The organism is Synechococcus sp. CCY 9618, from assembly GCF_019038415.1.
GTDB lineage: Bacteria > Cyanobacteriota > Cyanobacteriia > PCC-6307 > Cyanobiaceae > Cyanobium.
The window spans coordinates 24,452-45,909 of the sequence record NZ_JAFKRG010000042.1 but is presented as its reverse complement, the minus strand read 5'-3'; the positions used below and the strand labels follow the sequence as shown (position 1 = coordinate 45,909).

Sequence of the window (21,458 nt, the reverse complement as noted above, 5' to 3'; positions counted from 1 at the left end):
CGGCCACCGCCGCGGTGGCCGCCCGCTTCGGCGGCCTCGACATCGTGGTGAGCAACGCCGGCGCCGCCTGGACCGGCCCGATGGCCACCCTGGCCGAGGCCGATCTGCGGGCCAGCTTCGAGCTCAACTTCTTCGCCCACCAGGCCGTCGCCCAGGCGGCCCTGGCGGTGTTCCATGCCCAGGGTCTGGGCGGCCAGCTGCTGTTCAACGTCAGCAAGCAGGCCCTGAATCCCGGCCCCAACTTCGGCGCCTACGGCATCAGCAAGGCAGCCCTGCTGGCCCTGGTGCGTCAGTACGCCCTGGAGGAGGGCGAGGCCGGGGTGCGGGTCAACGCCATCAACGCCGACCGCATCCGCTCCGGCCTGCTCGACGACAGATTGATACGGGAGCGCTCCGCCGCCCGGGGCCTGAGCGAGGAGCTCTACATGGCCGGCAACCTGCTGGGGGCCGAGGTGCGCGCCGCCGATGTGGCCGACGCCTTCGTGGCCCTGGCCCTGCTGCAGCGCACCACCGGCGCCGTGCTCACCGTCGATGGGGGCAACGTGGCGGCGATGGTCCGCTGAGCGCGCCTTTCGGCGCGACGGTCCGCTGAGCTAGCTGGCCGCCCTGGCCCGGGCCGCCAGCCACAGGCCCAGGCCGATCCAGAGCAGCAGCAGGGCCAGGCAGAGGCCGGTCCAGGCGGGCAGCCCCCAGCCGTCCACCACCAGGGGCGCCACCACGGTGATCACGCCGCCAGCCAGCAGGGGCTGGAGGAGCAGCTGCTTGATCGAGAAGGCCGTCACCGCCCGGCTGCGGTCGCCCGGGTCGGCCATGCGCAGCAGCAGCAGGCCGCTGGCGGCCACGCCGGTGGCCTGGCCGAACTCGATGATCGCCCGCTCGAACCAGTCGGGGGGCAGGATCCGTGGCGCCAGCAGCAGGATCACCGCCAGGTTCCAGAACAGGCCCGCCAGGGCCAGCACGGTCAGGGGGATCCAGTCGTGGGCCAGCAGGCTCAGATCCAGGCAGGCGGTGGCGGCGGTGATCAGCAGATCGGCCGAGATGGTGCCGGTCTGGCCCTGGATGGTGGTCGACACCCACTGGGTCTGGTCGGTCTTCTCCAGGATCAGCCGCACCAGCAGCGAGCCCACCAGGGCCAGGGGGAACACCGGCAGGGCATCGATCACCATGGCGAAGACGCCTCCGGATCCGTCGGCCGCCCAGCGCAGCCCCGCCAGCAGGCCGCAGCCGATCAGCACCGCCACCCCCGCAAGGGCCATGTTCACGGCCCAGTCAGCCAACTGTCGCCACAGGGCCGGTACCTCCACCGTGCCCACCTCCAGCGGCAGATCCATCGGCACTTCTTCCAGGGGAGGGGTCTCCTCCTCCACGATCGCCACCACCTCCTCGATCGGCAGGGCCTCGGCGAACATCAGCCAGCCCCGGGCCCGGCCCAGCACCACCACCAGTCCGCCCACCACCGTGGAGGCCAGAAGGCCCACGGTGGCCATGGCCAGCCCGAGGGCCTGGGCCCCCTCCAGCCCCAGCCGCTCGTAGGTGGGCCCCATGGCGGCGGCCGAGCCATGGCCGCCCTCGTAGGCCACCTCGATCAGACAGGCCATCACCGGACTCACCCCCAGCCAGGGCTGGAGCACGAACAGCACCGCCAGCCCCCCAACCACGAACTGGCCGAAGGCGAGGGTGAGGGCCAGCAGCACCTGGGCCGAGAGCGGGCGCCACAGGCCCCCCAGCTTCGGCAGCGGCTTGCCCAGCAGCAGGGTGGCGAACACCAGGGTGAGCAGGGGCAGGGGCAGCTGGTCCCACAGGTCGATCACCCGCTCCGGCAGCAGGGGCACCAGTCCGCCCGGGGCGACCATCAGGCCCAGTCCGCCGGCCAGCAGGGCCTCCGGCAGTCCCCAGCGCTTCATGCCCAGCAGGCCGCCGATGCTGCCGCCGATCACCAGCAGCACGGTCAGATCGGCCAGGGCCAGGCCCCCCCACTCCAGGCTCTCCAGCGCACCGGGCGCCAGCGCGGCGATCACAGGCGGAACCGGCGGCGGAAGAAGGCTTCGGTGGTTTCGAGCACCGTGGTGCGCACGGCGCTGTCGCGGAAGCCGTGGCCCTCGCCGTCGAACAGGTGCAGTTCCGTCTCCAGTCCGCGGGCGCGCAGGGCTTCCACCATCCCCTCACTCTGGCTGGCGGGCACCACCTTGTCGTCGAGCCCGTGAAAGAAGATCACCGGCACCCGGATGCGGTCCGCATGCTGCAGGGGGGAGCGCGCTTCGTAGGCGTCCCGGGCCTCGGGCCAGGGGCCGATCAGGCTCTCGGTGTAGCGGGCCTCGAAACGGTGATCCACGTTCAGGAGAGCCGCCGGATCGGCCACCGGGTAGCGGCAGGCGCCGGCGGCGAAGACGTCGGTGAAGCAGAGGGCCGCCAGCACCGTGAAGCCGCCGGCGCTGCCTCCTTCGAAGGCCACCCGGGCCGGATCGGCCCGGCCCGCCGCCACCAGCGCCCGGGCGGCGGCGGCGCAATCGGCGACGTCCACCACCCCCCACTGGCCGTCGAGCCGCTCCCGGTAGGCCCGCCCGAAGCCGGTGGAGCCGCCGTAGTTCACATCCACCACCCCCCAGCCGCGGCTGGTCCAGAACTGGATGGTCAGGTTCAGGGCCGTGGCGGCCATGGCGGTGGGGCCGCTGTGCCCCTTCACCAGCAGGGGCGCATCGGCCCCACCCCCGCCGCAGGGGGGATAGAACCAGGCATGGGTGGGACGGCCGCCGTGGCCTTCGAACCAGAGGGGTTCGGGCCGGCTGATCGCCCCGGCCGCCAGCGGTGCCGGTGAGGCCGGTGCGTGCTGCCAGCGGCCGCTGGCGGTGTCGAGCTCCAGCAGCCCGGCCCCGATGGTGGGCGCGCCGGCCACGGCCACCAGCCGGCCGGCTTCGGCCGTCAGGGCGGAAAGGTCGTCGAAGGGCAGCGGGACCGGCTCCCAGCCACCCCCCCCGGGGTCGAGCCGGCCCAGCTCCCAGACACCTGCGCGGCAGGCCGCCGCCACCAGCTTCTGGCCGTCGAAGGCCAGGGTGCGCAGGCCGTAGACCCACTGGGGGGCACCGAAGTCCGCCTGCATCGGCAGCAGCGGCTCCCACTCCGGCGCGGCGTCCGCGGCCAGGCCGGTGGCGTCGGCCAGCCGTTCCAGGTTCCACCAGCCGCTGCGGTCGCTGGCCACCACCAGGGATCCGTCGTCGAGCCAGAGGGGCTGAAACACCGAGATCCCCAGGGGATCGGCGGCCGTCGCGCCGGCAATGACTCGGGCCTGCTGCAGTTGCCCCGCCGGGTCGATGGCGGCGAGCCAGAGCTGGCTGCGCTGCCAGGGCATGAACGGCTGCTGCCACTCCACCCAGGCCAGGTGGCTGCCCCCCGGCGCCAGCACCGCATAGCCGCAGAAGTCGGCGGGCTGGTGCAGCAGCGCGGGTTCACCCCCGGCCAGGGGCACGGCCACCAGCCGGTCGGTGCCGTCCTGCTCCATCACGCCGATCCAGCGCCCGTGGTGCCGGTCGATCAGGCCATCGGCGAAGGCCCGCGGCCGAGAGGGGTCGGGGGGGGCGGTGAGCCGGCGCGGGCTCCCATGGGCAATCGGCTCGGGAGCGGCATCATCGGCACGGCCCATGGTGAGCTGCCAGAGGCAGCGGTCGCCGTCGTCGACGAACACCAGCTGGTCTCCCGCCACCGCGTAGCTTCCGCCGCCGTATTCATGCACCCGGGTGCGCAGGTTCCAGTGGCCGGGGGTGAGTTCCACGGCCTCCCCACCAGGGCGGCGTCGCTGCATCAGGGTGCAGCGGCCCTGCTCCTCGGGCCGCTGCTCCAGCCAGAACAGCCGACCCCCCTCCAGCAGGGGTTCGGCCACCCCGGTGGTGCGGCCCACCGCCACCGCGGCGGGCAACGGCTGCGTTCCAGGCCCAGACTGCGTCCCCACCCGAGTCCTCCGCCGGCTGCTCCTAGAATTCGACCATCGTTTCAGGTGACGCCTTGGCCCGCAGCTTCGCCCAGATGGCACGATCGGCCGAACAGGGCGGTCATTCCGTGCTGGTGCCGAAGGTCCCGGTGGAGAGGCCGCCCCTTGAGATCCACAAGCTGGGTTCGAAGGAGCTGCGGGCCCCGGCCCGGCGCATCAGCAAGGTGGATGCCTCGATCCGCGATCTGGCCCGCGACATGCTGCGCAGCATGTACACCGCCCAGGGCATCGGCCTGGCGGCCCCCCAGGTGGGCGTGCACCGCCAGCTGCTGGTGATCGACCTGGATCTGGAGGAGGCCGCCACACCGCCCCTTGTCCTGATCAACCCGGAGATCACCGCCGCCGGCGCCTCCTTCAACACCTACGAAGAGGGCTGTCTGAGCATCCCCGGTGTCTACCTCGACGTGGTGCGTCCCTCGGTGGTGGAGGTGAGCTTCCGCGACGAGACCGGCCGCCCCCGGCGGATGAAGGCCGACGGCCTGCTGGCCCGCTGCATCCAGCACGAGATGGACCATCTCAACGGTGTGCTGTTCGTCGACCGGGTCACCGATGAGCTCAGCCTCAACGAGGGTCTGCAGCAGCGGGGCTTCCACCGCTCCGATGTCCAGTCGATCCGCTGACCCCATGCCGATGAAACCCCTGGCCGGCCTGTTCCTCGGCCTGGCCTGCCTGCTCGGCATCGCCGCCACCGGATCGATCTTCGAGCTGTCCTACGGCGATCCCGACCTCGGCATCCAGACCACCCGCTGGATCCTGGCCGGCAGCCTGCCGGGCACCGTGCTGGCGCTGCTCGTGGCGATCCGCATCAACAAGCCCGCCTGATGCCGGCCTGACAACCGGCCGGCCGATTGGGCCATCAGGCCTGGTGCTTGGCTGTTGCCGTTCATACGATTCAGATCGCTTCGATGAACGCCGTGATCCTTCCCGTTCTTCCCCGCGGTGGCCTCGCCACCCTGGTCGGGGTGGCGACTGCCCTGACCGTCGCCAGTCCCGCCTCCGTCCGTGCGTCCGCGCTGTTCGCCGCCGCCGAGGTGGATCAGCAGAGTTTCCTCCTGGTGGCGGCCCCGATCGGCACCAGCGGAGAGAGGTCACAGCTCAACATCTACGAGCAGCTCAAGCCCATCCGCCCCTGCTTCGAGGTGGGTCAGGGCCAGCCGGCTTACGTGAATCCTCTGCTGGCCACCTTCGACTTCACCGGCATCTGCAGCCGCTACATCGACGCCAACGGCTATTCGTTGCGCGTGGGCGGCCAGGATCTGGCCAGCTCCTACCGGTTGATGGTCACCCGCAGCGCCGGGGACATGTTGCTGCTGGCCTTCCCCACCAAGGCCGGGGCTGGCCCGGAGATGGTGGTGGCCCGCACCCGCGGCAGCGCCCCCGGTTTCCTGAAGTTCGAACTGGAGCCGGGCTGGCGGCTGATGCGGCGTCAGTTCGGTGGCCGCAACCTCGGCCATCTCTACGTCTACACCGACAGCTGGCCCGGCACGGCGGCCACCGCCGCCCAGCCGGCACCCGCCGTTCCGGTTCCGGCCCCGGGAGCCTCGCCGTCGCTCCAACCCGCCGCCGCCAACCCCATCAAGGCGACCCCCGGCAAGGTGAAGTCCGGCAAGGTGAAGTCCGTCAAGGCCGCCCCCGCCCAGCCTCCATCGGAGCAGGAGGCCCCCACTGCCGCCCAGAGGCCCCTGCCGCCGCCCTCGCTTCCCGCCACCAAGCTCTGAGCAGCCCCTGCAGGACCGCTTGCTAAGGTGCATGGCTGCGATCGTCTCTGCAGTACTTCATGACCCAGGTCACCGTCGGCGAAAACGAAGGCATTGAATCGGCCCTGCGCCGGTTCAAGCGCCAGGTGTCCAAGGCGGGCATCTTTGCCGACCTGAAGCGGCTGCGCCACCACGAAACCCCCACCGAGAAGTACAAGCGCAAGGCCCAGCAGCGCCGTCGCCGCCGCTGAACCCTGGGTCCGGCTTCCCCCGGCGAGCACTTGTACCTGTTGCGCAGGGCACACCTGCGGGAGCAGGGTGAAAGGGTCATCGCACCAGGGTCCATGGACCATCCGGTCGCACCAGCGGCAGGCCAGTCAAGGCTTGCCTTCCTCCTCCAGCGGATTGGCCACTGGCTGGCGGAAACCATCAACCATGCCTGGGGCAATCCCGGCGAGGAAGCCCTCCACCGTCCTCCTTCCATCGGCGTTCAGCCCTACAGCGACGAGCGTCGCCGTCGCCGTCGCCGCCTCTGAGTCTTCAACGCAGACTCAGTCCACCCGGTCGAAGGAGCGGTAACCGAGCGCTTCGGCGATCGCCGCCGTCGACACCCTGGCCTGACCGGCCAGATCCGCGATCGTGCGCGCCACCCGCAGCACCCGCTCCGCTCCCCTGGCGGACAGCCGTCGCTGGCTGAGGGCCCGCTCCCACAGGCGGAGGGCGTCCGGCTCCGGAGCCACCACCCCGGCCAGGGCCTGGCCTGTCAGCTGACCGTTGGCCAGTCCCTCCCGATTGCGGCGTTCCATCCGTTGCCGGGCTGCCGCCACCCGCCCCGCCACCACGGCGCTCGTCTCCCCTGCCGCTGGGGTGCCCTCGCGGTAGGGGCTGCCCAGGTCGCGGGCCTCGGGGCGGCGCATCACCACCTGCAGATCAATCCGGTCGAGCAGCGGCCCGGAAAGGCGCCCCCAGTGGCGGCGGCGCTGGGCTTCGCCACAGCGACAGCTCTGGGAGGGATCGCCGTACCAGCCACAGGGACAGGGGTTGGTGGCGGCCACCAGAAGCACCCGGCAGGGGAACCGGCAGCGCTGGCGCGCGCGACTGATCCACAGTTCCCCCTCCTCGAGGGGCTGGCGCAGCTGATCGAGCACCTCGCGGCGGAATTCGGCCAGCTCATCGAGAAACAGCACGCCGTGGTGGGCCAGGCTCAGTTCCCCGGGACGGGGCAGGGCACCGCCGCCGATCAGGGCCGCGGCGGAGCAGCCATGGTGGGGACTGCGGAAGGGACGCTCCTGCCGCAGGCCGGCCCCTTCGCCCAGCAGGCCTGCCACCGAGTGCAGCTGGGTGACCTCCAGAGCTTCCCGGTGGGCGAGGGGTGGCAGCAGGGGGGCCAGCCGCCGGGCCAGCATCGTCTTGCCGCTGCCCGGTGCCCCCACCAGCAGCAGGTGGTGGCCGCCGGCCGCGGCGATCTCCAGGGCCCGCCGCCCATGGTGCTGGCCGCACACCTCCGCGAGATCGGCCCTGGCCCCCGGCGCGGGGGCCAGGGCCCTCGGGGGGGTCGGGACCCTGGCCGGCCAGGGATCCCGCAGCAGGGTCACCACTTCGCTCAGGTGGTCGGCCCCCCACACCCTCAGCCCTGCCACCAGGGCGGCCTCGACGGCGTTCGCCGCCGGCACCACCAGGGCCCGGGCGCCGTGGCGATGGGCCGCCAGGGCCAGGGCCAGCACCCCGCGGATCGGCCGCAGGCCCCCGTCCAGCCCCAGCTCCCCGGCGCTCCAGACCCCTTCCACCCGCTCCGCTGCCAGCTGGCGGCTGGCCACCAGCAGCCCCAGGGCGATGGGCAGGTCGAAGCCGGGGCCGGCCTTGGGCAGATCGGCGGGGGCCAGGTTCACCACCACCCGCGTGAGGGGCACCTTGAGGCCGGCGTTGCGCAGCGCCGCCCGCACCCGCTCCCGGGATTCCTGGGCCGCCGCATCGGCCAGGCCCACCATCAGCAGCCCTGGAAGTCCTGGGGCGATGTCCACCTCCACCGTCACCGCCTGGGCCTCCAGGCCCCGCAGGGCGCCGCTGCTGCACCGTGCCAACATCACGCCAGGGGCTCACTGAGCGTCCAGTGCCACCGGCCGTCCAGCGCCACCGGCCGCCCCGCTCCTCCAGTGGCCTCCACCCCCTGTCCTCCGCCCCCGCCAGGCCATGGCCGCCAGCAGCGACACGATCTTCGGCCGCATCCTGAGGGGCGAGATCCCCTGCCAGGAGGTCTACGCCGACGACCTCTGCCTGGCCTTCCGGGATGTCAATCCCCAGGCTCCGGTCCACGTGCTGGTGATTCCCCGCGAGCCGATCGCCCAGCTGGCGGAGGCCACCGCCGAGCACCAGGACCTGCTGGGCCACCTGCTGCTGGTGGCCGCCCGGGTGGCCCGCCAGGAGGGGCTCGAGAGCTGGCGCACGGTCATCAACAGCGGCGCCGAAGCGGGCCAGACCGTGTTCCACCTGCATCTGCACGTGATCGGCGGCCGGCCCCTGGCCTGGCCCCCCGGCTGATTCCCTTCGCTGATCCGGGCGCCGGGATGGCGGGCTTCACACCGTGGCCTCCACGGGACGGCCCCGACGGTGAGAATGGCCCGATCCGCCCGCTCCCATGACCCCCCTGAAGGCCCTTCGCGAGCAGCTGGGCAAGCTGCAGCGCCTGGCCCAGCCCTACTTCCTGCCCCTCGACGAAGGTGGCGGTGGCAGCGGCCAGTTCCTGCTCCTGGTGGTAGCCCTGCTGGCGGTGGTGGTGGGCTTCACCTTGCTGCTGCTCACCGGGGTGGTGGCCGCCGCCGGCGCCTGGATCCCCGAACTGCGCAACCGCTTCCTGCCCGGGGTGCCCGAGCAGGTGGCGGCGGTCTGGAAAGGGCCGATCGGTCTCGTGATCATGGTGCTGTTCGCCGCCGGCCTGGGCGCCTTCATCAGCCTGAGGGCCAAGCTGCGCCAGGGGCGCTGGCTGCCCTGGCTGCTGCTCGGGGTGATCGCCCTGCTGATCCTGGTGATCAACGGCATCAACGTCGGCATCAGCTACATCGCCCGCAACATCGAGAACGCCCTGGTGGCGTACAAGGCGGAGGAGTTCTGGAAGATCGTCGCGATCTACGCCTTCTGCCTGGTGCTGGCCCTGCCGATCCGTGCCATCCAGAGCTACCTGATTCCCAAGCTCGGCCTGCTGTGGCGGGAATGGCTCAGCGGCCGCATGCTGGGCCGCTATCTCACCAACCGGGCCTACTACGTTCTCAATTCCAATGACGAAAGCGCCGAAGAGATCGATAACCCGGACCAGCGGATCTCCCAGGACGCCGCCAGCTTCACCGCCACCAGCCTGAGCGTGACGGTGGAGATCATCTCCGCCCTGCTCACCTTCTTCAGCTTCATCATCGTTCTCTGGAGCATCAACCAGACCCTGGCCCTCTGGCTGCTGGCCTATTCGGTGGGCGGCACAGCCCTGATCGTGTTCGCCAGTCGCAAGCTGGTGAATCTGAACTATCAGCAGCTCAAGCTGGAGGCCGATTTCCGTTACGGCCTGGTTCATATCCGTGACAATGCTGAATCGATCGCGTTTTATCGGGGCGAGCGCCAGGAGCAGAAGGAAGGCGAACGCCGCCTTGATGGGGTGATTGTCAACTACAACCGGCTGATCATCTGGGAGGCGCTGATCAGTGTGATCCAGCGCTCCTACGACTATTTCTCCCGCTTCCTGCCCTGGCTGGTGATCGCGCCGATCTACTTCGCCAAGGAGGTGGATTTCGGTGTCTTCGGCCAGGCCAGCATCGCCTTCTCCCAGGTGCTGTTTTCGGTCAGCTACATCGTCAACAACATCGACCGGCTGGCCGCCTTCTCCGCCTCCATCAGCCGTCTCGAGGGCTTCCAGGGCAAGGTGGAATCGATCAGTGCCGAGATGGCGGAGTTCGTCGCCGCCGAGCAGGCCTCCGCCGGTGGCGCCATGGGCGCGGGGGCCGGTGCCGTGCGCCCTGAATCGATCCTGGTCAGCCACGTGAACCTGGTGCCGCCCCGCACCAACCGCCTGCTGGTGAGCGACCTCAGCCTGGAGGTGACCGCCAACCAGCGCCTGCTGGTGGTGGGGCCCTCAGGCTGCGGCAAGACCTCCTTCCTGCGCTTGGTGAGTGGCCTCTGGCCGCCGGCCGCCGGCAGCGTGCAGCGGCCACCGGTGGGGGAACTGATGTTCATTCCCCAGAAGCCCTACATGCTGCTGGGCAGCCTGCGGGAGCAGCTCTGCTACCCCCAGCCCCCCGATCGCTTCAGCGACGAGCAGCTGCGCCACGTGCTCGAGCAGGTGCGTCTGCCCGAACTGGTGCACCGTTACCCCGACCTGGACATCAAGCAGGACTGGCCCCGGCTGCTCTCCCTGGGGGAGCAGCAGCGGCTGGCCTTCGCCCGGCTGCTGCTCAACTCGCCGCGGTTCGTGGTGCTTGACGAGGCCACCAGCGCCCTCGACATCACCACCGAGAAGGCCCTCTACGAATTGCTGGTGGAGCGGGAAATCGCCTTTGTGAGCGTTGGCCACAGGCCCACCCTCACCGCCTACCACGACACCGTTCTGGAGCTCGATGGCAACGCCGGCTGGCGCCTGCTTCCGGCGGAGGGCTATACCTTTGGCCGCCAGGACTGATCCGATGAGCGACCCCACCTCCACCCCATCGGCCGACGCCCCCCAAACCAACCCGGCGCCACCCCCCACCAGCGCCACCACCGCTGACGCCCCGGCCTTCGGCTGGAGTGGCTATGCGGAGCGGGTCAACGGCCGCTTCGCCATGCTCGGCTTCACCGCCGTGCTGGTGATCGAGGCCCTCAGCCACGACACCTTCCTGCACTGGGCCGGACTGGTGCCCTGATCAGGGCACGGCGATCAGGTCCACCTGCCACTGGCCCTGGCGGCTCACCTCCACCGCCAGCTCCCGGCCGTCGGCCCGCAGGGCCACCCGGCGCGGCACCCCCGGCGGTTGCAGCGCCACCGGCTGCAGGGCCATCAGATTGCGCCGGTAGAGCAGCAGTTCGGTGCGGCCCTCCAGCTGGCGCACCAGGGCCAGCCGCTCGCCGCGGGCGTCCACCGCCACGCTCAGGGGCTGGGCGTCGGGCCGCTCCAGGCCCGGCAGGGGGACCGGCTGCCGGCGGTTCAGGTCCACCAGCTGGATCCGGTCGCGGCCGTCCCGGCTGACGATCAGGGCCAGCCAGTCGCCTGCCAGGGAAGGGGCCCGCGCCGGCCCGGCTGCCTCGAGGCGCTGGTTCAGGCCCGTCAGCGGCTGGGGCAGGGGCGCCAGACAGGCGGCCAGCAGCAGGGGCAGGCTGACGGCCCCGGTGAGAGCTCCGGCCCTGACCAGAGCCTCTGGCAGGAGCCTCACGGCGTGGTGCTCCCCGCCCCCGGCACCGGCAGACCGGCGGGCAGGTCGGGCTCCAGCAGCGGCGTGAGGTCGAACAGCTGCACCCGCGAGCGGCCGCTGCCCTCCAGGCTCACAGCGATGCGCCGGCCGTCGGGGGCGAGGCTGAGGCTCTCCGGCACCAGATCGCCGGGCAGGCGCAGGCGATGCAGGCGGCCGGTGGCCCGGTCCTCGATCACCGCCAGACGCTCCGGGCCCTGCTGCACCAGCAGGGCCAGGTAGCGGCCGTTCCAGCTCAGGGAGGGCGAGCGGTGGGGCTGCTGCCGCTGCAGGTGGCGCAGGGGCAGGACCGATCCGGAGGGCTGCTCCTGCAGCAGCACCGTGTCGCGGCCGTCGCGACGCACGACGGTGGCCAGCACCCGGCCGTTGCCGCTCAGGGCGGGATCCTGACGGTCGCTGCTGCCCCACCCCACAGGGCCGGCGCTGCGTCGTCCCCATCCCCAGCTGCCGCAGCCGGCAAGCAGCAGAGCCAGCAGGCCCAGGGGCAGCAGGACCCTTGAAAGGGACGGGCGAGCGGCGCTGCGATGGGCCCGGGGCCAGAGCTGGGAGTTCAGCGGATCAGTCGTCGAAACGGGAGCTGTTGTCCCGTGCCGAGGGCCGGCTGGCGGGGGGCTCGGCCGCCGGGGGACGGGCGTCCGCCGACGGGGGCCGGGGGCGGCCTCCAGCCATGGGTGAGAAGTCGGCATCGCTGACCTCGTCGGTCTCGCTGCGGCGGCCGCTGGAGCGGATCGGCGTGCCCATCGGTGTTCCCTGGGGTGACGAGAATGCGGCGTCACGAGGGGAAGGCGTCGTCTCACCCGGGGGGGTGCTTCCCCGGCGGCTGGAGCGGGGCAGAGTGTCGGCGCTGGCCACCGGTCGGGTGCCGCGGCGGGTTTCCGGACCACTGTCCCGTTCGCGGCGACGGGCTCCGAAATCGGCGGGCTGGGATCGGCCGCTGCCACCGGCGCTGTAGCGACCGGCCACTCGGCCGGGAAGGTCGTCGGGGGGAACATCCCGCTCCGGCCGGCCGGAAGGGCGCTCACGGCGGGGCGAGTCCCATGTCTCGGGTTCGTCGCGGCGGCTGGCGGCCCGCTCGGGGATCGCGGCCCGGCTGGGGCGGCGAGGACGGTAGAAGTCGTCCTCAGGCTCCTCGCGGGACGGAATGCGGCGTCGCAGGGGTTCCGGCTCGTCGAAGCGGTCTGGTTCATCCTCCCAGCTGCGGCCGCCGCCGAGGCCCCCCCGGGGCCGGAAGGGGGCGGCAGGCTCCTCGTCGTCGAAATAGGAGGAGCGGCGGGCCTGTTCGGTGGTCACTCCGCGCAGGCGGACGCTCTCGTAGGCGAAGAACACCGTGGTGCCGGCCAGGAGGAACTGCCCGAACTGCAGGATCGGATCGAGACGCCAGCCCTGAAAGAAGAGGATGCCGCCGCAGAGCAGGCCGATGGCGGCGAAGAAGACGTCGTAGTCACGGGCCAGCGCCGGCTTGAAACTCCTCATGAAGTAGAGGAAGGCTCCTCCCACCGCCAGCACAATGCCGACGATGCTGGCCCAGTTGAGGCTGGCATTGACCACGGCGGTTCACCCGGGCGACGGCCACCACTGTAGGGACCGCACCAGGTCGATCACAGGGGGCTCAGAGCTTCCGGTCCACCTGGTCGTTCTGGCTGATCAGCACCAGGGCGATGGAGATGGGAACCACGACGATCACCGCACCCCAGGCGAGGCTGCTGAGGAAGTTGGCGAGGGAAGGGGTCATGGCGGGCGTTCGCGCGGAAAGCTCGGCAGATCCTAGGCAGGGGCGGCGGCTTCCTACGATCGGACTCCACCCGCTTAGAGCTTTGTGACGGCCCTGGCCCTTCCCGCACTGGCGCCGCTGCCCCTGCTGCACCTGGCCCTGGGGCTGGTCCTGGCGGGCTGGACCCTGCTGTTCCTGTTCCGGATCGTGCTCACCTGGTACCCCCAGGTGGACCTCAGCCGTGGCGTGATGCGTCTGGTCGGCGCGCCCACCGAACCCTTTCTGGCTCCCACCCGCCGGCTGATCCAGCCCATCGGCGGGGTGGACGTGACGCCGGTGGTGTGGGTGGGGCTGATCAGTCTTCTGAGGGAGCTGCTGGTGGGCCAGCAGGGCCTGCTCACCCTGGCGCTGCTGCGCAGTCAGGCGATCGGCTGATCCGCCGCGCTCGCGGCAATCAGCCGTTCAGCATCTCCTCTTCCACAAACTTGGTCCACACTTCACCCCGCTGGAATTCCGGCCGATCCAGCAGGGCCAGGTGGAACTCGATGGTGGTGGGAATCCCGGTGATGGCGCACTCCGAGAGGGCCCGCCGCAGGCGCCGCAGGGCATGGTCCCGGTCGACGCCCCAGACGATCAGCTTGCCGATCAGGGAGTCATAAAAGGGTGGAATCTCGTAGCCCGTGTAGACGTGGCTGTCGACGCGCACGCCCGGTCCGCCGGGTGGCAGCCAGCCGGTGATCCTGCCCGGGGCCGGGCGGAAGTTGTGGCGGGGATCCTCCGCGTTGATGCGGCACTCGATGGCGTGGCCGGTGACGTGGATCTGCTCCTGGGTGAAGGAGATCGGCTCACCACCGGCGATGCGCAGCTGCTCGGCGATCAGATCGATGCCGGTCACCATCTCGGTGACCGGATGCTCCACCTGGATGCGGGTGTTCATCTCCATGAAGTAGAAACCGCCCTTCTTGTCCACCAGGAATTCGACCGTGCCGGCGCCCTCGTAGTCGATGCTGCGGGCCGCCGCCACCGCCGCGTCGCCCATGCGGCGGCGCAGTTCCGGATCCAGGCCCGGGCTCGGGGCCTCCTCCAGCAGCTTCTGGTGGCGGCGCTGGATCGAGCAGTCCCTCTCCCCCAGGTGCACCACGTTGCCGTGGCGGTCAGCGAGCACCTGCACCTCCACGTGGCGGGGCCGGGCGATGAATTTCTCCATGTAGAGGCCAGGGTTGCCGAAGGCGGCCTCCGCCTCCCCCTGGGCCGCCCGGAACAGGCTCTCCAGCTGGCCGGCCTCCGGCACCAGCCGCATGCCCCGGCCGCCACCGCCGGCGGTGGCCTTGATCATCACCGGGTAGCCCATGATCTCGGCCAGGGCCGCGGCTGCGGCGGGATCCTCCAGCAGCCCCTCGCTGCCGGGGATCGTGGGCACCCCCACCCGCTGCATGGTGATCTTGGCGGTGGATTTGTCACCCATGGCCAGGATCGAGGCCGGCGAAGGGCCCACGAAGATCAGCCCGTGGTCGAGGCATTTCTCGGCGAAGTCGGCGTTCTCCGCCAGGAAGCCGTAGCCGGGGTGGATGGCGTCCGCGCCCCGGGAGGTGGCAGCCGCCAGGATGTTGGGAACGTGCAGGTAGCTGCGGCTGCTGGGCGCTTCCCCCACGCACACCGCCTCGTCGGCCAGCTGCACGTGCAGGGCGTTGCGGTCGACAGTGCTGTAGACGGCCACCGTGGCGATGCCGAGCTCCCGGCAGCTGCGCAGGATGCGGAGGGCGATCTCGCCACGGTTGGCGATCAGCAGTTTGCCGATGGGCATCCGCTCAGGTCCGGGCGATGGGGGCAGGCGAAGGTGCGGCCGTGCCGGGGCGGACTGTATCAGTGCTCACCGGCGGGGCAGCTCATGCGTATATTGCTCAGTCGGTGAGGGGCATCACCCCGAGCCAGCCACGCGGATGTGGTGGAATTGGTAGACACGCACGTTTGAGGGGCGTGTGGCTTCGGCCTTGCGAGTTCAAGTCTCGCCATCCGCATTTTCCTTTTCGGCTCCCGTCCCCCGGATCCAGCGGTCCCGTTGTCCCAAGCGTCGCCGGTCTCCGATCCCGCCGGCAGCACCATCGTGCTGGTCAGCAACGGCCCCGGGGAACTGAGCACCTGGGTGCGTCCCCTGGCGGAGCACCTCAACGCCATGCTGCCCCTGCGACCCCGGGATCCGCGGGCTCCCTGCTCCCTTCAGCTGGTGGTGGTGCCCTGTCCCAATGCCACCGGCCAGGAGCACCGGGTGGCCCGGGACTGGGGACTGTTCGAGCGTGTGCTGCCGGCCTCCCGCTTCTGGTGGCTGCTGCTGCGTCCCCGCCGCCATGGCCCCTGGCCCCCCCGGGGGGTGGTGGTGTTTCTGGGGGGCGACCAGTTCTGGACCGTGCTGCTGTCGGCGCGGCTGGGCTACCGCCACCTCACCTATGCGGAGTGGGTGGCCCGCTGGCCGCGCTGGAACGACCGCATCGCCCTGATGGGATCCGCGGCCGCCGATCGCCTCGCCCCCCGCTGGCGGGGCCGGGCCACGGTGGTGGGCGATCTGATGGCCGACCTCTCCAGCCTGGCCCGCCAGGACGAGCCCCTGCCGGCCGGCGACTGGGTGGCCCTGCTGCCTGGCTCGAAGCGGGCGAAGCTGCTGGTGGGTGTGCCGTTCCTGTTCGAGACGGCCGACCGGCTGGCGGGCCTGCGGCCCGGCTGCCGGTTCCTGCTGCCGGTGGCCCCCACCACCTCGGTGCGGGAACTGCTGGCCTACGCCGGTCCCGCCAATCCCCTGGTCCGCGGCCGGGGCAGCGGTGAGCCCCAGCTCCAGGACGGGGAGATCGTCACGGCCGCCGGCACCCGCATTCGTCTGCTGGAGCGCCACCCCGCCCATGCGGCCCTGAGCCAGTGCGCCCTGGCGCTCACCACGGTGGGCGCCAACACGGCCGAGCTGGGGGCCCTGGGGGTGCCGATGATCGTGCTGGTGCCCACCCAGCACCTGGAGGTGATGCAGGCCTGGGACGGCTGGATGGGGCTGCTGGCCCGACTGCCCCTGCTGCGGCGCCTCGTGGGGGTGGCCCTGACGGCCTGGCGCATGCGCCATCGCGGTTTCCTGGCCTGGCCCAACATCTCCGCCGGCCGGGCCGTGGTGCCGGAGCGGGTGGGGCCGATCGAACCGGCCCAGATCGCCGCCGAGGCCGCCGACTGGCTGGACCACCCCGAGCGGCTGACGGCCATGGCCGACGACCTGCGCAGCCTGCGGGGGGCACCGGGGGCGGTGGCCGCCGTGGCCGAGATGGTGCGGGGCCTGCTGCCGCCCGTCTGAGCCCTCGGGACGGCCCCTCCGATGTGGATAGGATTTTCCCAACCATGCCGTGCAGAGGATTCTGACCATGCAGCAGAGCGACACCACCACCCCCGGCCCGACTTCGGAAGCGGTTCTCGACGACAGCGAACTGCGGGCCCGGCTCACACCGGAGCAGTACAGGGTGGCGCGCCAGGGGGGGACCGAGAGGGCGTTCAGCGGTGCCTACTGGAACAACAAGGCCACCGGGATGTACCACTGCGTCTGCTGCGGCAGCGAGCTGTTCAGCTCCACCAGCAAGTTCGATTCCGGCACCGGCTGGCCCAGCTTCTGGCAGGGGGTGAGGGACGGGGCGATCACCACCCACACCGACCGCTCCCACGGCATGGAGCGCACGGAGATCCGTTGCGCAAACTGTGAGGCCCATCTGGGCCATGTCTTCAACGACGGGCCGGCGCCCACCGGTCAGCGCTACTGCGTCAACTCAGCGTCGTTGCAGTTCGAACAGGGCTGAGCAGGGAAACCCTCTGCTCACCAGGGATCGTCGAGAATCTCAGGCTCCACGTCCACCGGCTCCCGGCGGCGGGGAGCCGGTGGGTCGGCGGGTTGTTCCTGCAGCGGCTCCCGCAGGGGTGGCCGTTCGCTGCTGTAGGGCAAGTCCTCCCTGTAGGCCGGCTTGTCGTAGGGCCCGGGGGGGCGCTCGCGGCGTCCCCTCTCCTGCCCGTAACGCTCACGCCCGTAGGTGTCGTCTTCGTAGGGCTCCCGCCCGTAGGGCTCGGCCGGGGCCGGACGGGGTTCGGGGCGCCGGCGCGGCTCGGCCACCTCGTCGTCATCGAGATAGCGGCGCTGGCGCAGGGGTTCCCGCTCCCGCCGCTCCTCCAGCTCCACGTACTCCAGTTCATCGGCGGGCTGGAAGGCTCGGCTGACGGCGGGCTGGATCCGGCGCTGCTCCTGGGCGGCGGGCTGGCCGGCGGGGAGCTGGTTCTCGGCGGGCACGGCGCCGGAGCGGAACCGTTCGCGCTCCTCCTGCTCCCAGCTGGTGCCACCGATGCCGAGCTTCTCCAGAAGGCCGGTGCCCAGCTGCTTGAGCTTCTCTTCAGCCCCCTCGTAGACAATGATCCGGTCGGGTCCGCTGCTGACCACCTCCCCCACCGGCATCTCCCAGGTGCTGAGCACGCCCTCCCCCAGAAGCGGAACGCCGAGGGCACCGATCACCAGGGTGGTGAGTTCACCGGTCTCGATGTCGAAGCTGAAGCCCAGCACCCGCCCCAGCTGGGCGCCGGATTCGGTGATCACCTGGCAGTTGATCACCTTGCTGTAGCGCTCGGGATTGAACGCCTCGGCCAGGGAATCCACCGAATCCACCAGGATCACGTCGCCCACCTGGCGGATGCGATCGAGGGGCATCCAGCGGGGCAGACCCGGCAGGAAACGGGTGAGGGGGTTGTCGCGCAGGCCGAGGGCCACCACCTCGCGCCGGTCGATGTCGACCACCACCTCGCCCACCACGCCCAGGCGGCGGCCGGTGTCCCGGGTGATCACCTGGGTGCCCATCAGTTCGGAGCGCAGCCAGAGGCGGTCGCTGGGGGCGGCGGGCTCGGTGGAGGGGGGAATCGAGGAGGTCAAATCCGGAGATCGGGGCTGAACGGCAGGGAGATCGGGAACGGCTTCACGGCCGGGAACAGCCTGGTCGGCCCATTGTGGCCCACGCTGCCGGTTCAGGCGGCCGGCGGCAAACCGACCACCTGGGTGTGGGCGCCGCGGGCCTGGGTGACGCCGATGGTGCGGGTGGCCGCGGCGATCATCGGCCGCCGGTGGCTGACCACCATGAACTGGGCCTGGTCGGCCTGGGCGGCGATCAGGGCCGCCAGCCGTTCCACGTTGACCCCATCCAGGAAGCTGTCCACCTCGTCGAGGGCGTAGAAGGGCGACGGCCGGAAGCGCTGCAGGGCGAACAGGAAGCTGAGGGCGGTGAGGGATTTCTCACCGCCGGACATCGAGGCCAGGCGCCGCACCGCCTTGCCCTTGGGATGGGCCACCAGGGTGAGTCCGCCCTCCAGGGGCTGGTCCGGGTTCTCCAGCTGCAGATGGCCCTCGCCGTCGGAGAGGCCGGCGAAGATCGTCCGGAAATGGCCGTCCACGGCCCGGAAGGCCTCCATGAAGGCCTCCTGACGCAGGGTGGCCACGGTTTCGATGCGCAGCAGCAGCTCCTCCCGCTCCTTGCTGAGCACCTCGAGCCGGTCATCCAGCTCCGCCAGGCGCTGCTCCAGCTGCTCCAGTTCCTCCAGGGCGAGCATGTTCACCGGCTCCAGGGCCTCCATGCGCTGCTGCAGGCTGCGCAGGGTCTGCTGCAGGGCCTCCAGCCCGCCGCCGCGCACGTCTTCGGGGAGCTCAGGCCGGGGTTCGGGCAGGTCCCGTTCCAGCTGGGCCAGGCGCAGGCTGTGGCTGCGTTGCTCTTCAGCCACAGCCTGCCGTTCCTCCTGGCGCCGCGCCAGTTCCCACTGTCGCTGCTGCAGGGCCTGGCGTCGGCCGGCCAGGTGTGCCTCGGCCCCGTCACGGGCCCGGCGCCGCTCGCCGAAGCGGGTCTGCAGCTCGCTCTGCTGCCGTTCCAGCCCCTCGCGCCGCTCCTGCTCGGCCTGCTGCCGTTCCTTCCACTGCTGGCGTTCGGCCACCAGGGCCTGCACGGCCTCCACCAGCCGCCGCTCCTCCCCGGCCAGGGACTCCAGCTGGCTGCCCAGCCGTTCCGCGCCCAGGGTCCGCTCCCGACGCTCCGCCTCCAGCTCGTCCCGCTGACGGCGGGCCTCCACCAGGGCCTGGTCGGCCCGCTCCAGCTCGCTCTGCAGGCCCTGCCAGCGGGCGCTGTCGTCGTTGCCGCTGGCGGCCCGCTCCGCCTCCTCCAGCTCCGCCAGGGCCTGGCGCAGGGGAGGCAGGGTCTGATCGAGGGTCTCCATCCGCAGGTGATCGTTCCCGTGGGCCTGACGCAGCTGCTCCAGCCGGCGGGCCAGCTCGTCGCGGCGCTGCTGGCGTGGCGCCAGGGTGCGGGAGGCGGCGGCCCGTTCGGCCTGCAGGGCCGCGTGGCGCTGCTGCAGCGCCTGCAGGGCCGGCCGGGCCTCCTCCAGGCCACGGCCCAGCTCGGCCTCGCGGCGACGGCAGGCCAGCAGACTCTCGCCGAGCTCCAGCAGCCGCTGCCGCAACGGCTCGGCCTCATCCCCCTCGCTGCTGCGGCCGAACCCCAGCTGGCCCGAGCGCTGCTGCAGGCTGCCACCGGTCATGGCGCCACTCTTCTCCAGCAGTTCCCCGTCGAGGGTCACGGCGCGGCAGCGGCCCAGCTCGCGGCGGGCGTCGGCCAGGCTGGCGAACACCAGGGTGTCGCCGAACACGTAGCGGAACACCTCGGCGTAGACGGGCTCATGGCGGATCAGGTCCACGGCCCGGCCCACCAGGCCATTCGCGCCGCCGGCGCCGGCCCCCCGCTGCAGAGCGGCACCGCCCGAGCCGCCGCTCCCGCCGCGGATGCGGTTGAGGGGCAGAAAGGTGAGGCGGCCGGCGCGGCGGCTCTTGAGCAGCTCGATCGCCCGGGCGGCGATGCGGTCGTCCTCCACCACCACCTGGGCCAGGCGCCCGCCCGCGGCCACCTCCAGGGCCACCCGCAGCCGTTCCTCCACCTCCCCCAGCTGGGCCACCGAGCCGTGGATGCCCTCCAGCCCCGCCTCCAGCAGCAGGCGCAGGGCGCCGGTGCCGCGGCTCTCCTGGAGCGTGTCGCGGCGACTGTCGAGGCGGGCGATCTCCCGCTCCAGGCTGGTCTGCTCCTGCTCCAGTCGCGCTCGGGTGCGCTGCTGCAGGGCCAGGGCCTCGGCCAGTTCCTGGGTCCCCTGCTGGCGCACGTGGAGGTCCGCCAGGAGCTTCTGCTCCTGGGCTTCGAGGCCGGCCAGGGCGACGGCGGCCTCCCCATGGACCTCCCCTTCCAGCCGTTCCTCGTCATCGAGTTCGGCGAGCCGCTCGCCGGCCTGCCGCAGCCGCTCCTCCAGCTGCTGGCGTTCGGCCAGCAGGGGAGCGAGCCGCTCCTGCAGGTCCTGGCGCTGACGGCTGCGGCGCTGCTGGTCCTCGAGCCAGCTGCCGGAGCGCCCCGCCACTTCGCCGAGCCGACGGCGGGACAGCTCCACCGCCGCCTCCGCCTCGCGACAGAGGGCCTCGGCCCGCTCCATCGCCCCGTCGACCGCGCCGGCATCGAGCGCCCGGCGCTGGCGACGCAGCTCCTCCTGGTTCTGCTGCAGCTGCTGGCGGCGACGCTGCAGCTCCTCGGCCTCCTGGCCGTGGCGTTCCGCCTGGCGGGCCAGCTCCCGGCCGCTGCTCTCCAGGCCGGCCAGTTCCGCCTGCACCGCCAGCAGCTGGTCTTCGCCGAGGGTCTTCACCTCGGCCTGGAGGGCCTCGAGGGCGGTGGCGGCGCTGGCCACCTCCAGTTCGCTGGCCAGGATCACCTCCCGTTCCCGCTCCTGCTGGCGGTCGAGGCCTTCGAGGCGGCTGGCCAGGGCCAGGCCATGGGCGCGGGCCTCCTCCCAGGCCAGCACCTGCTCCTGCAGGCGCCCCACGTGCAGCCGTTCGCGCAGGTCCTGGTAGGTGCGGGCCTTGGCGCAGTCGCGCTCCAGCTTCTGGCGAGCGGCCAGGAGCTCCTGCTCGACGATGCGGCAGCGCTCCTGCCGTTCCACCACCTCGTCGAGCTTGAGCCGGCTCTGCTCGATGCGGGAATCGAACAGGGCCACACCGGCCAGCTCATCGATGATGCCGCGTCGGTCGCGGGCACTCATCGAGACGATCCGGGTCACGTCGCCCTGCATCACGACGTTGCTGCCCTCCGGATCGACCCTCAGCCGGCGCAGCTGGGTCTGGAGCTGCTGCAGGTTGCAGGGGACGCCATCGGCACTGAAGCTGCTGCTGTAGGTGCCGCCGGGGGCCACCCGCAGCCGCCGGCTGACGCTCCAGTGGCGCTGGCCGGGCTGGATCCAGGGGCCCTGCTCCGGGGCCTCCAGGCCATCCTCGGCGCCGTCCGGCCGCCAGTCGCCCAGGTCGAAGCGGACGGTGACGCTGGTTTCGGCTGCCCTGCCTTCACGCAGCATGGCGCTGTTGATCAGGTCCGGCAGCCGCTCGGCCCGCATGCCCCGGCTGGTGGCCAGCCCCAGGCAGAAGAGCACCGCATCGAGGATGTTGCTCTTGCCGGAACCGTTGGGGCCGGTGACCACTGTGAAGCCCTGCTCCAGCGGGATGGTGATCGACCCGCCGAAGGACTTGAAGTGGGTGAGCTCGACCTGATTGATATGAACCAACAGGCCCGTGCGCCGAGCAC

22 protein-coding genes and 1 tRNA gene are annotated in these 21,458 nt (G+C 71.5%); 13 read left to right on the top strand and 10 right to left on the bottom strand.

The genetic code is table 11. The features are described from left to right. On the top strand, positions 1–563 hold a 563-nt coding region (locus KUG41_RS10290), incomplete at its 5' end, for an SDR family oxidoreductase (protein WP_216903841.1). Between the two features lie 30 nt (positions 564–593). Here the strand turns inward: KUG41_RS10290 and KUG41_RS10285 are convergent. Both KUG41_RS10285 and KUG41_RS10280 read right to left on the bottom strand, forming a co-directional pair. Continuing rightward, the gene (locus tag KUG41_RS10285) at positions 594–2,018 is read right to left on the bottom strand and encodes a sodium/glutamate symporter (protein WP_216903839.1); all 1,425 of its coding nucleotides are present in this window, start codon (positions 2,016–2,018) and stop codon (positions 594–596) included. Then, positions 2,015–3,910: a prolyl oligopeptidase family serine peptidase gene (locus tag KUG41_RS10280; protein ID WP_216903838.1), complete on the bottom strand. Its 1,896-nt coding sequence runs from the start codon at positions 3,908–3,910 to the stop codon at positions 2,015–2,017. Before KUG41_RS10280 ends, KUG41_RS10285 begins: the two co-directional genes overlap by 4 nt. Positions 3,911–3,996: 86 nt before the next feature. Between KUG41_RS10280 and def the strand changes: the two genes are divergently transcribed. The 5 genes from def to KUG41_RS10255 all read left to right on the top strand — a co-directional run bounded on the left by def (position 3,997) and on the right by KUG41_RS10255 (position 6,215). Beyond that, positions 3,997–4,602, top strand: coding sequence for a peptide deformylase (gene def / locus KUG41_RS10275; protein WP_216903836.1), 606 nt, complete (start codon positions 3,997–3,999; stop codon positions 4,600–4,602). A 4-nt stretch (positions 4,603–4,606) separates the two neighbouring features. Beyond that, positions 4,607–4,804, top strand: a complete 198-nt coding sequence (locus tag KUG41_RS10270; protein WP_216903834.1) for a hypothetical protein — start codon at positions 4,607–4,609, stop codon at positions 4,802–4,804. 83 nt (positions 4,805–4,887) lie between these two features. Continuing rightward, on the top strand, positions 4,888–5,700 hold the full coding sequence (locus KUG41_RS10265) for a DUF3747 domain-containing protein (protein WP_216903832.1): 813 nt from the start codon (positions 4,888–4,890) through the stop codon (positions 5,698–5,700). A gap of 59 nt (positions 5,701–5,759) precedes the next feature. Then, the gene (gene rpsU / locus KUG41_RS10260) at positions 5,760–5,930 is read left to right on the top strand and encodes a 30S ribosomal protein S21 (RefSeq protein ID WP_006172073.1); all 171 of its coding nucleotides are present in this window, start codon (positions 5,760–5,762) and stop codon (positions 5,928–5,930) included. Between the two features lie 93 nt (positions 5,931–6,023). Continuing rightward, the gene (locus KUG41_RS10255) at positions 6,024–6,215 is read left to right on the top strand and encodes a hypothetical protein (RefSeq protein ID WP_216903830.1); all 192 of its coding nucleotides are present in this window, start codon (positions 6,024–6,026) and stop codon (positions 6,213–6,215) included. Between the two features lie 15 nt (positions 6,216–6,230). Here the strand turns inward: KUG41_RS10255 and KUG41_RS10250 are convergent, their stop codons facing one another. Continuing rightward, positions 6,231–7,763 (bottom strand): YifB family Mg chelatase-like AAA ATPase, encoded by a 1,533-nt coding sequence (locus tag KUG41_RS10250; protein ID WP_216903828.1) that lies wholly within the window; start codon positions 7,761–7,763, stop codon positions 6,231–6,233. 106 nt (positions 7,764–7,869) lie between these two features. Between KUG41_RS10250 and KUG41_RS10245 the strand changes: the two genes are divergently transcribed. From KUG41_RS10245 to KUG41_RS10235, 3 genes are all read left to right on the top strand, one after another. Continuing rightward, complete coding sequence (locus tag KUG41_RS10245; RefSeq protein ID WP_216903826.1) at positions 7,870–8,217, top strand: histidine triad nucleotide-binding protein; 348 nt, start codon at positions 7,870–7,872, stop codon at positions 8,215–8,217. Between the two features lie 97 nt (positions 8,218–8,314). Further along, positions 8,315–10,336, top strand: coding sequence for an ABC transporter ATP-binding protein/permease (locus KUG41_RS10240; RefSeq protein WP_216903824.1), 2,022 nt, complete (start codon positions 8,315–8,317; stop codon positions 10,334–10,336). A 4-nt stretch (positions 10,337–10,340) separates the two neighbouring features. Further along, the gene (locus KUG41_RS10235) at positions 10,341–10,559 is read left to right on the top strand and encodes a chlorophyll a/b-binding protein (protein ID WP_216903823.1); all 219 of its coding nucleotides are present in this window, start codon (positions 10,341–10,343) and stop codon (positions 10,557–10,559) included. On the opposite strand, the gene KUG41_RS10230 is transcribed toward KUG41_RS10235, so the two are convergent. The 4 genes from KUG41_RS10230 to psbX form a co-directional block, all read right to left on the bottom strand. After that, the gene (locus tag KUG41_RS10230; RefSeq protein WP_216903854.1) at positions 10,560–11,057 is read right to left on the bottom strand and encodes a hypothetical protein; all 498 of its coding nucleotides are present in this window, start codon (positions 11,055–11,057) and stop codon (positions 10,560–10,562) included. A 5-nt stretch (positions 11,058–11,062) separates the two neighbouring features. Then, complete coding sequence (locus KUG41_RS10225; protein ID WP_216903853.1) at positions 11,063–11,584, bottom strand: Tol biopolymer transporter periplasmic protein; 522 nt, start codon at positions 11,582–11,584, stop codon at positions 11,063–11,065. 76 nt (positions 11,585–11,660) lie between these two features. Next, positions 11,661–12,650 carry a Ycf66 family protein gene (locus KUG41_RS10220; RefSeq protein WP_216903821.1) on the bottom strand — a complete coding sequence of 330 codons (990 nt, stop codon included), beginning with the start codon at positions 12,648–12,650 and terminating at the stop codon, positions 11,661–11,663. 61 nt (positions 12,651–12,711) lie between these two features. Beyond that, positions 12,712–12,834 carry a photosystem II reaction center X protein gene (gene psbX / locus KUG41_RS10215; RefSeq protein WP_216903819.1) on the bottom strand — a complete coding sequence of 41 codons (123 nt, stop codon included), beginning with the start codon at positions 12,832–12,834 and terminating at the stop codon, positions 12,712–12,714. Between the two features lie 84 nt (positions 12,835–12,918). On the opposite strand from psbX, the gene KUG41_RS10210 reads away from it, so the two are divergent. Beyond that, entirely contained in the window at positions 12,919–13,248 is a 330-nt protein-coding gene (locus KUG41_RS10210) for a YggT family protein (protein ID WP_216903817.1), read from the top strand. Between the two features lie 19 nt (positions 13,249–13,267). Here KUG41_RS10210 and accC read toward each other — a convergent pair whose 3' ends face one another. Beyond that, complete coding sequence (accC, locus tag KUG41_RS10205; protein ID WP_216903816.1) at positions 13,268–14,617, bottom strand: acetyl-CoA carboxylase biotin carboxylase subunit; 1,350 nt, start codon at positions 14,615–14,617, stop codon at positions 13,268–13,270. Positions 14,618–14,749: 132 nt separating this feature from the next. On the opposite strand from accC, the gene KUG41_RS10200 reads away from it, so the two are divergent. The 3 genes from KUG41_RS10200 to msrB all read left to right on the top strand — a co-directional run bounded on the left by KUG41_RS10200 (position 14,750) and on the right by msrB (position 16,631). Next, positions 14,750–14,831: transfer RNA gene (locus KUG41_RS10200), tRNA-Leu, on the top strand. Between the two features lie 41 nt (positions 14,832–14,872). After that, positions 14,873–16,138, top strand: a complete 1,266-nt coding sequence (locus tag KUG41_RS10195) for a glycosyl transferase (protein ID WP_216903814.1) — start codon at positions 14,873–14,875, stop codon at positions 16,136–16,138. A 67-nt stretch (positions 16,139–16,205) separates the two neighbouring features. Continuing rightward, positions 16,206–16,631, top strand: coding sequence for a peptide-methionine (R)-S-oxide reductase MsrB (gene msrB, locus KUG41_RS10190; protein WP_216903851.1), 426 nt, complete (start codon positions 16,206–16,208; stop codon positions 16,629–16,631). Between the two features lie 17 nt (positions 16,632–16,648). On the opposite strand, the gene KUG41_RS10185 is transcribed toward msrB, so the two are convergent. Beyond that, positions 16,649–17,743 carry a PRC-barrel domain-containing protein gene (locus KUG41_RS10185; RefSeq protein WP_216903812.1) on the bottom strand — a complete coding sequence of 365 codons (1,095 nt, stop codon included), beginning with the start codon at positions 17,741–17,743 and terminating at the stop codon, positions 16,649–16,651. A gap of 92 nt (positions 17,744–17,835) precedes the next feature. Then, positions 17,836–21,438, bottom strand: coding sequence for a chromosome segregation protein SMC (gene smc / locus KUG41_RS10180; protein WP_216903810.1), 3,603 nt, complete (start codon positions 21,436–21,438; stop codon positions 17,836–17,838). Positions 21,439–21,458 lie beyond the last annotated feature (20 nt).

Bases quoted from the DNA above. Each gene is read 5' to 3' on its own strand.
- KUG41_RS10255 (WP_216903830.1), top strand. From the start codon at position 6,024: ATGGACCATCCGGTCGCACCAGCGGCAGGCCAGTCAAGGCTTGCCTTC.
- KUG41_RS10245 (WP_216903826.1), top strand. From the start codon at position 7,870: ATGGCCGCCAGCAGCGACACGATCTTCGGCCGCATCCTGAGGGGCGAG.
- rpsU (WP_006172073.1), top strand. From the start codon at position 5,760: ATGACCCAGGTCACCGTCGGCGAAAACGAAGGCATTGAATCGGCCCTG.
- KUG41_RS10265 (WP_216903832.1), top strand. From the start codon at position 4,888: ATGAACGCCGTGATCCTTCCCGTTCTTCCCCGCGGTGGCCTCGCCACC.
- KUG41_RS10250 (WP_216903828.1), bottom strand. From the start codon at position 7,763: ATGTTGGCACGGTGCAGCAGCGGCGCCCTGCGGGGCCTGGAGGCCCAG.
- KUG41_RS10235 (WP_216903823.1), top strand. From the start codon at position 10,341: ATGAGCGACCCCACCTCCACCCCATCGGCCGACGCCCCCCAAACCAAC.
- psbX (WP_216903819.1), bottom strand. From the start codon at position 12,834: ATGACCCCTTCCCTCGCCAACTTCCTCAGCAGCCTCGCCTGGGGTGCG.
- msrB (WP_216903851.1), top strand. From the start codon at position 16,206: ATGCAGCAGAGCGACACCACCACCCCCGGCCCGACTTCGGAAGCGGTT.
- accC (WP_216903816.1), bottom strand. From the start codon at position 14,617: ATGCCCATCGGCAAACTGCTGATCGCCAACCGTGGCGAGATCGCCCTC.
- KUG41_RS10240 (WP_216903824.1), top strand. From the start codon at position 8,315: ATGACCCCCCTGAAGGCCCTTCGCGAGCAGCTGGGCAAGCTGCAGCGC.
- KUG41_RS10270 (WP_216903834.1), top strand. From the start codon at position 4,607: ATGCCGATGAAACCCCTGGCCGGCCTGTTCCTCGGCCTGGCCTGCCTG.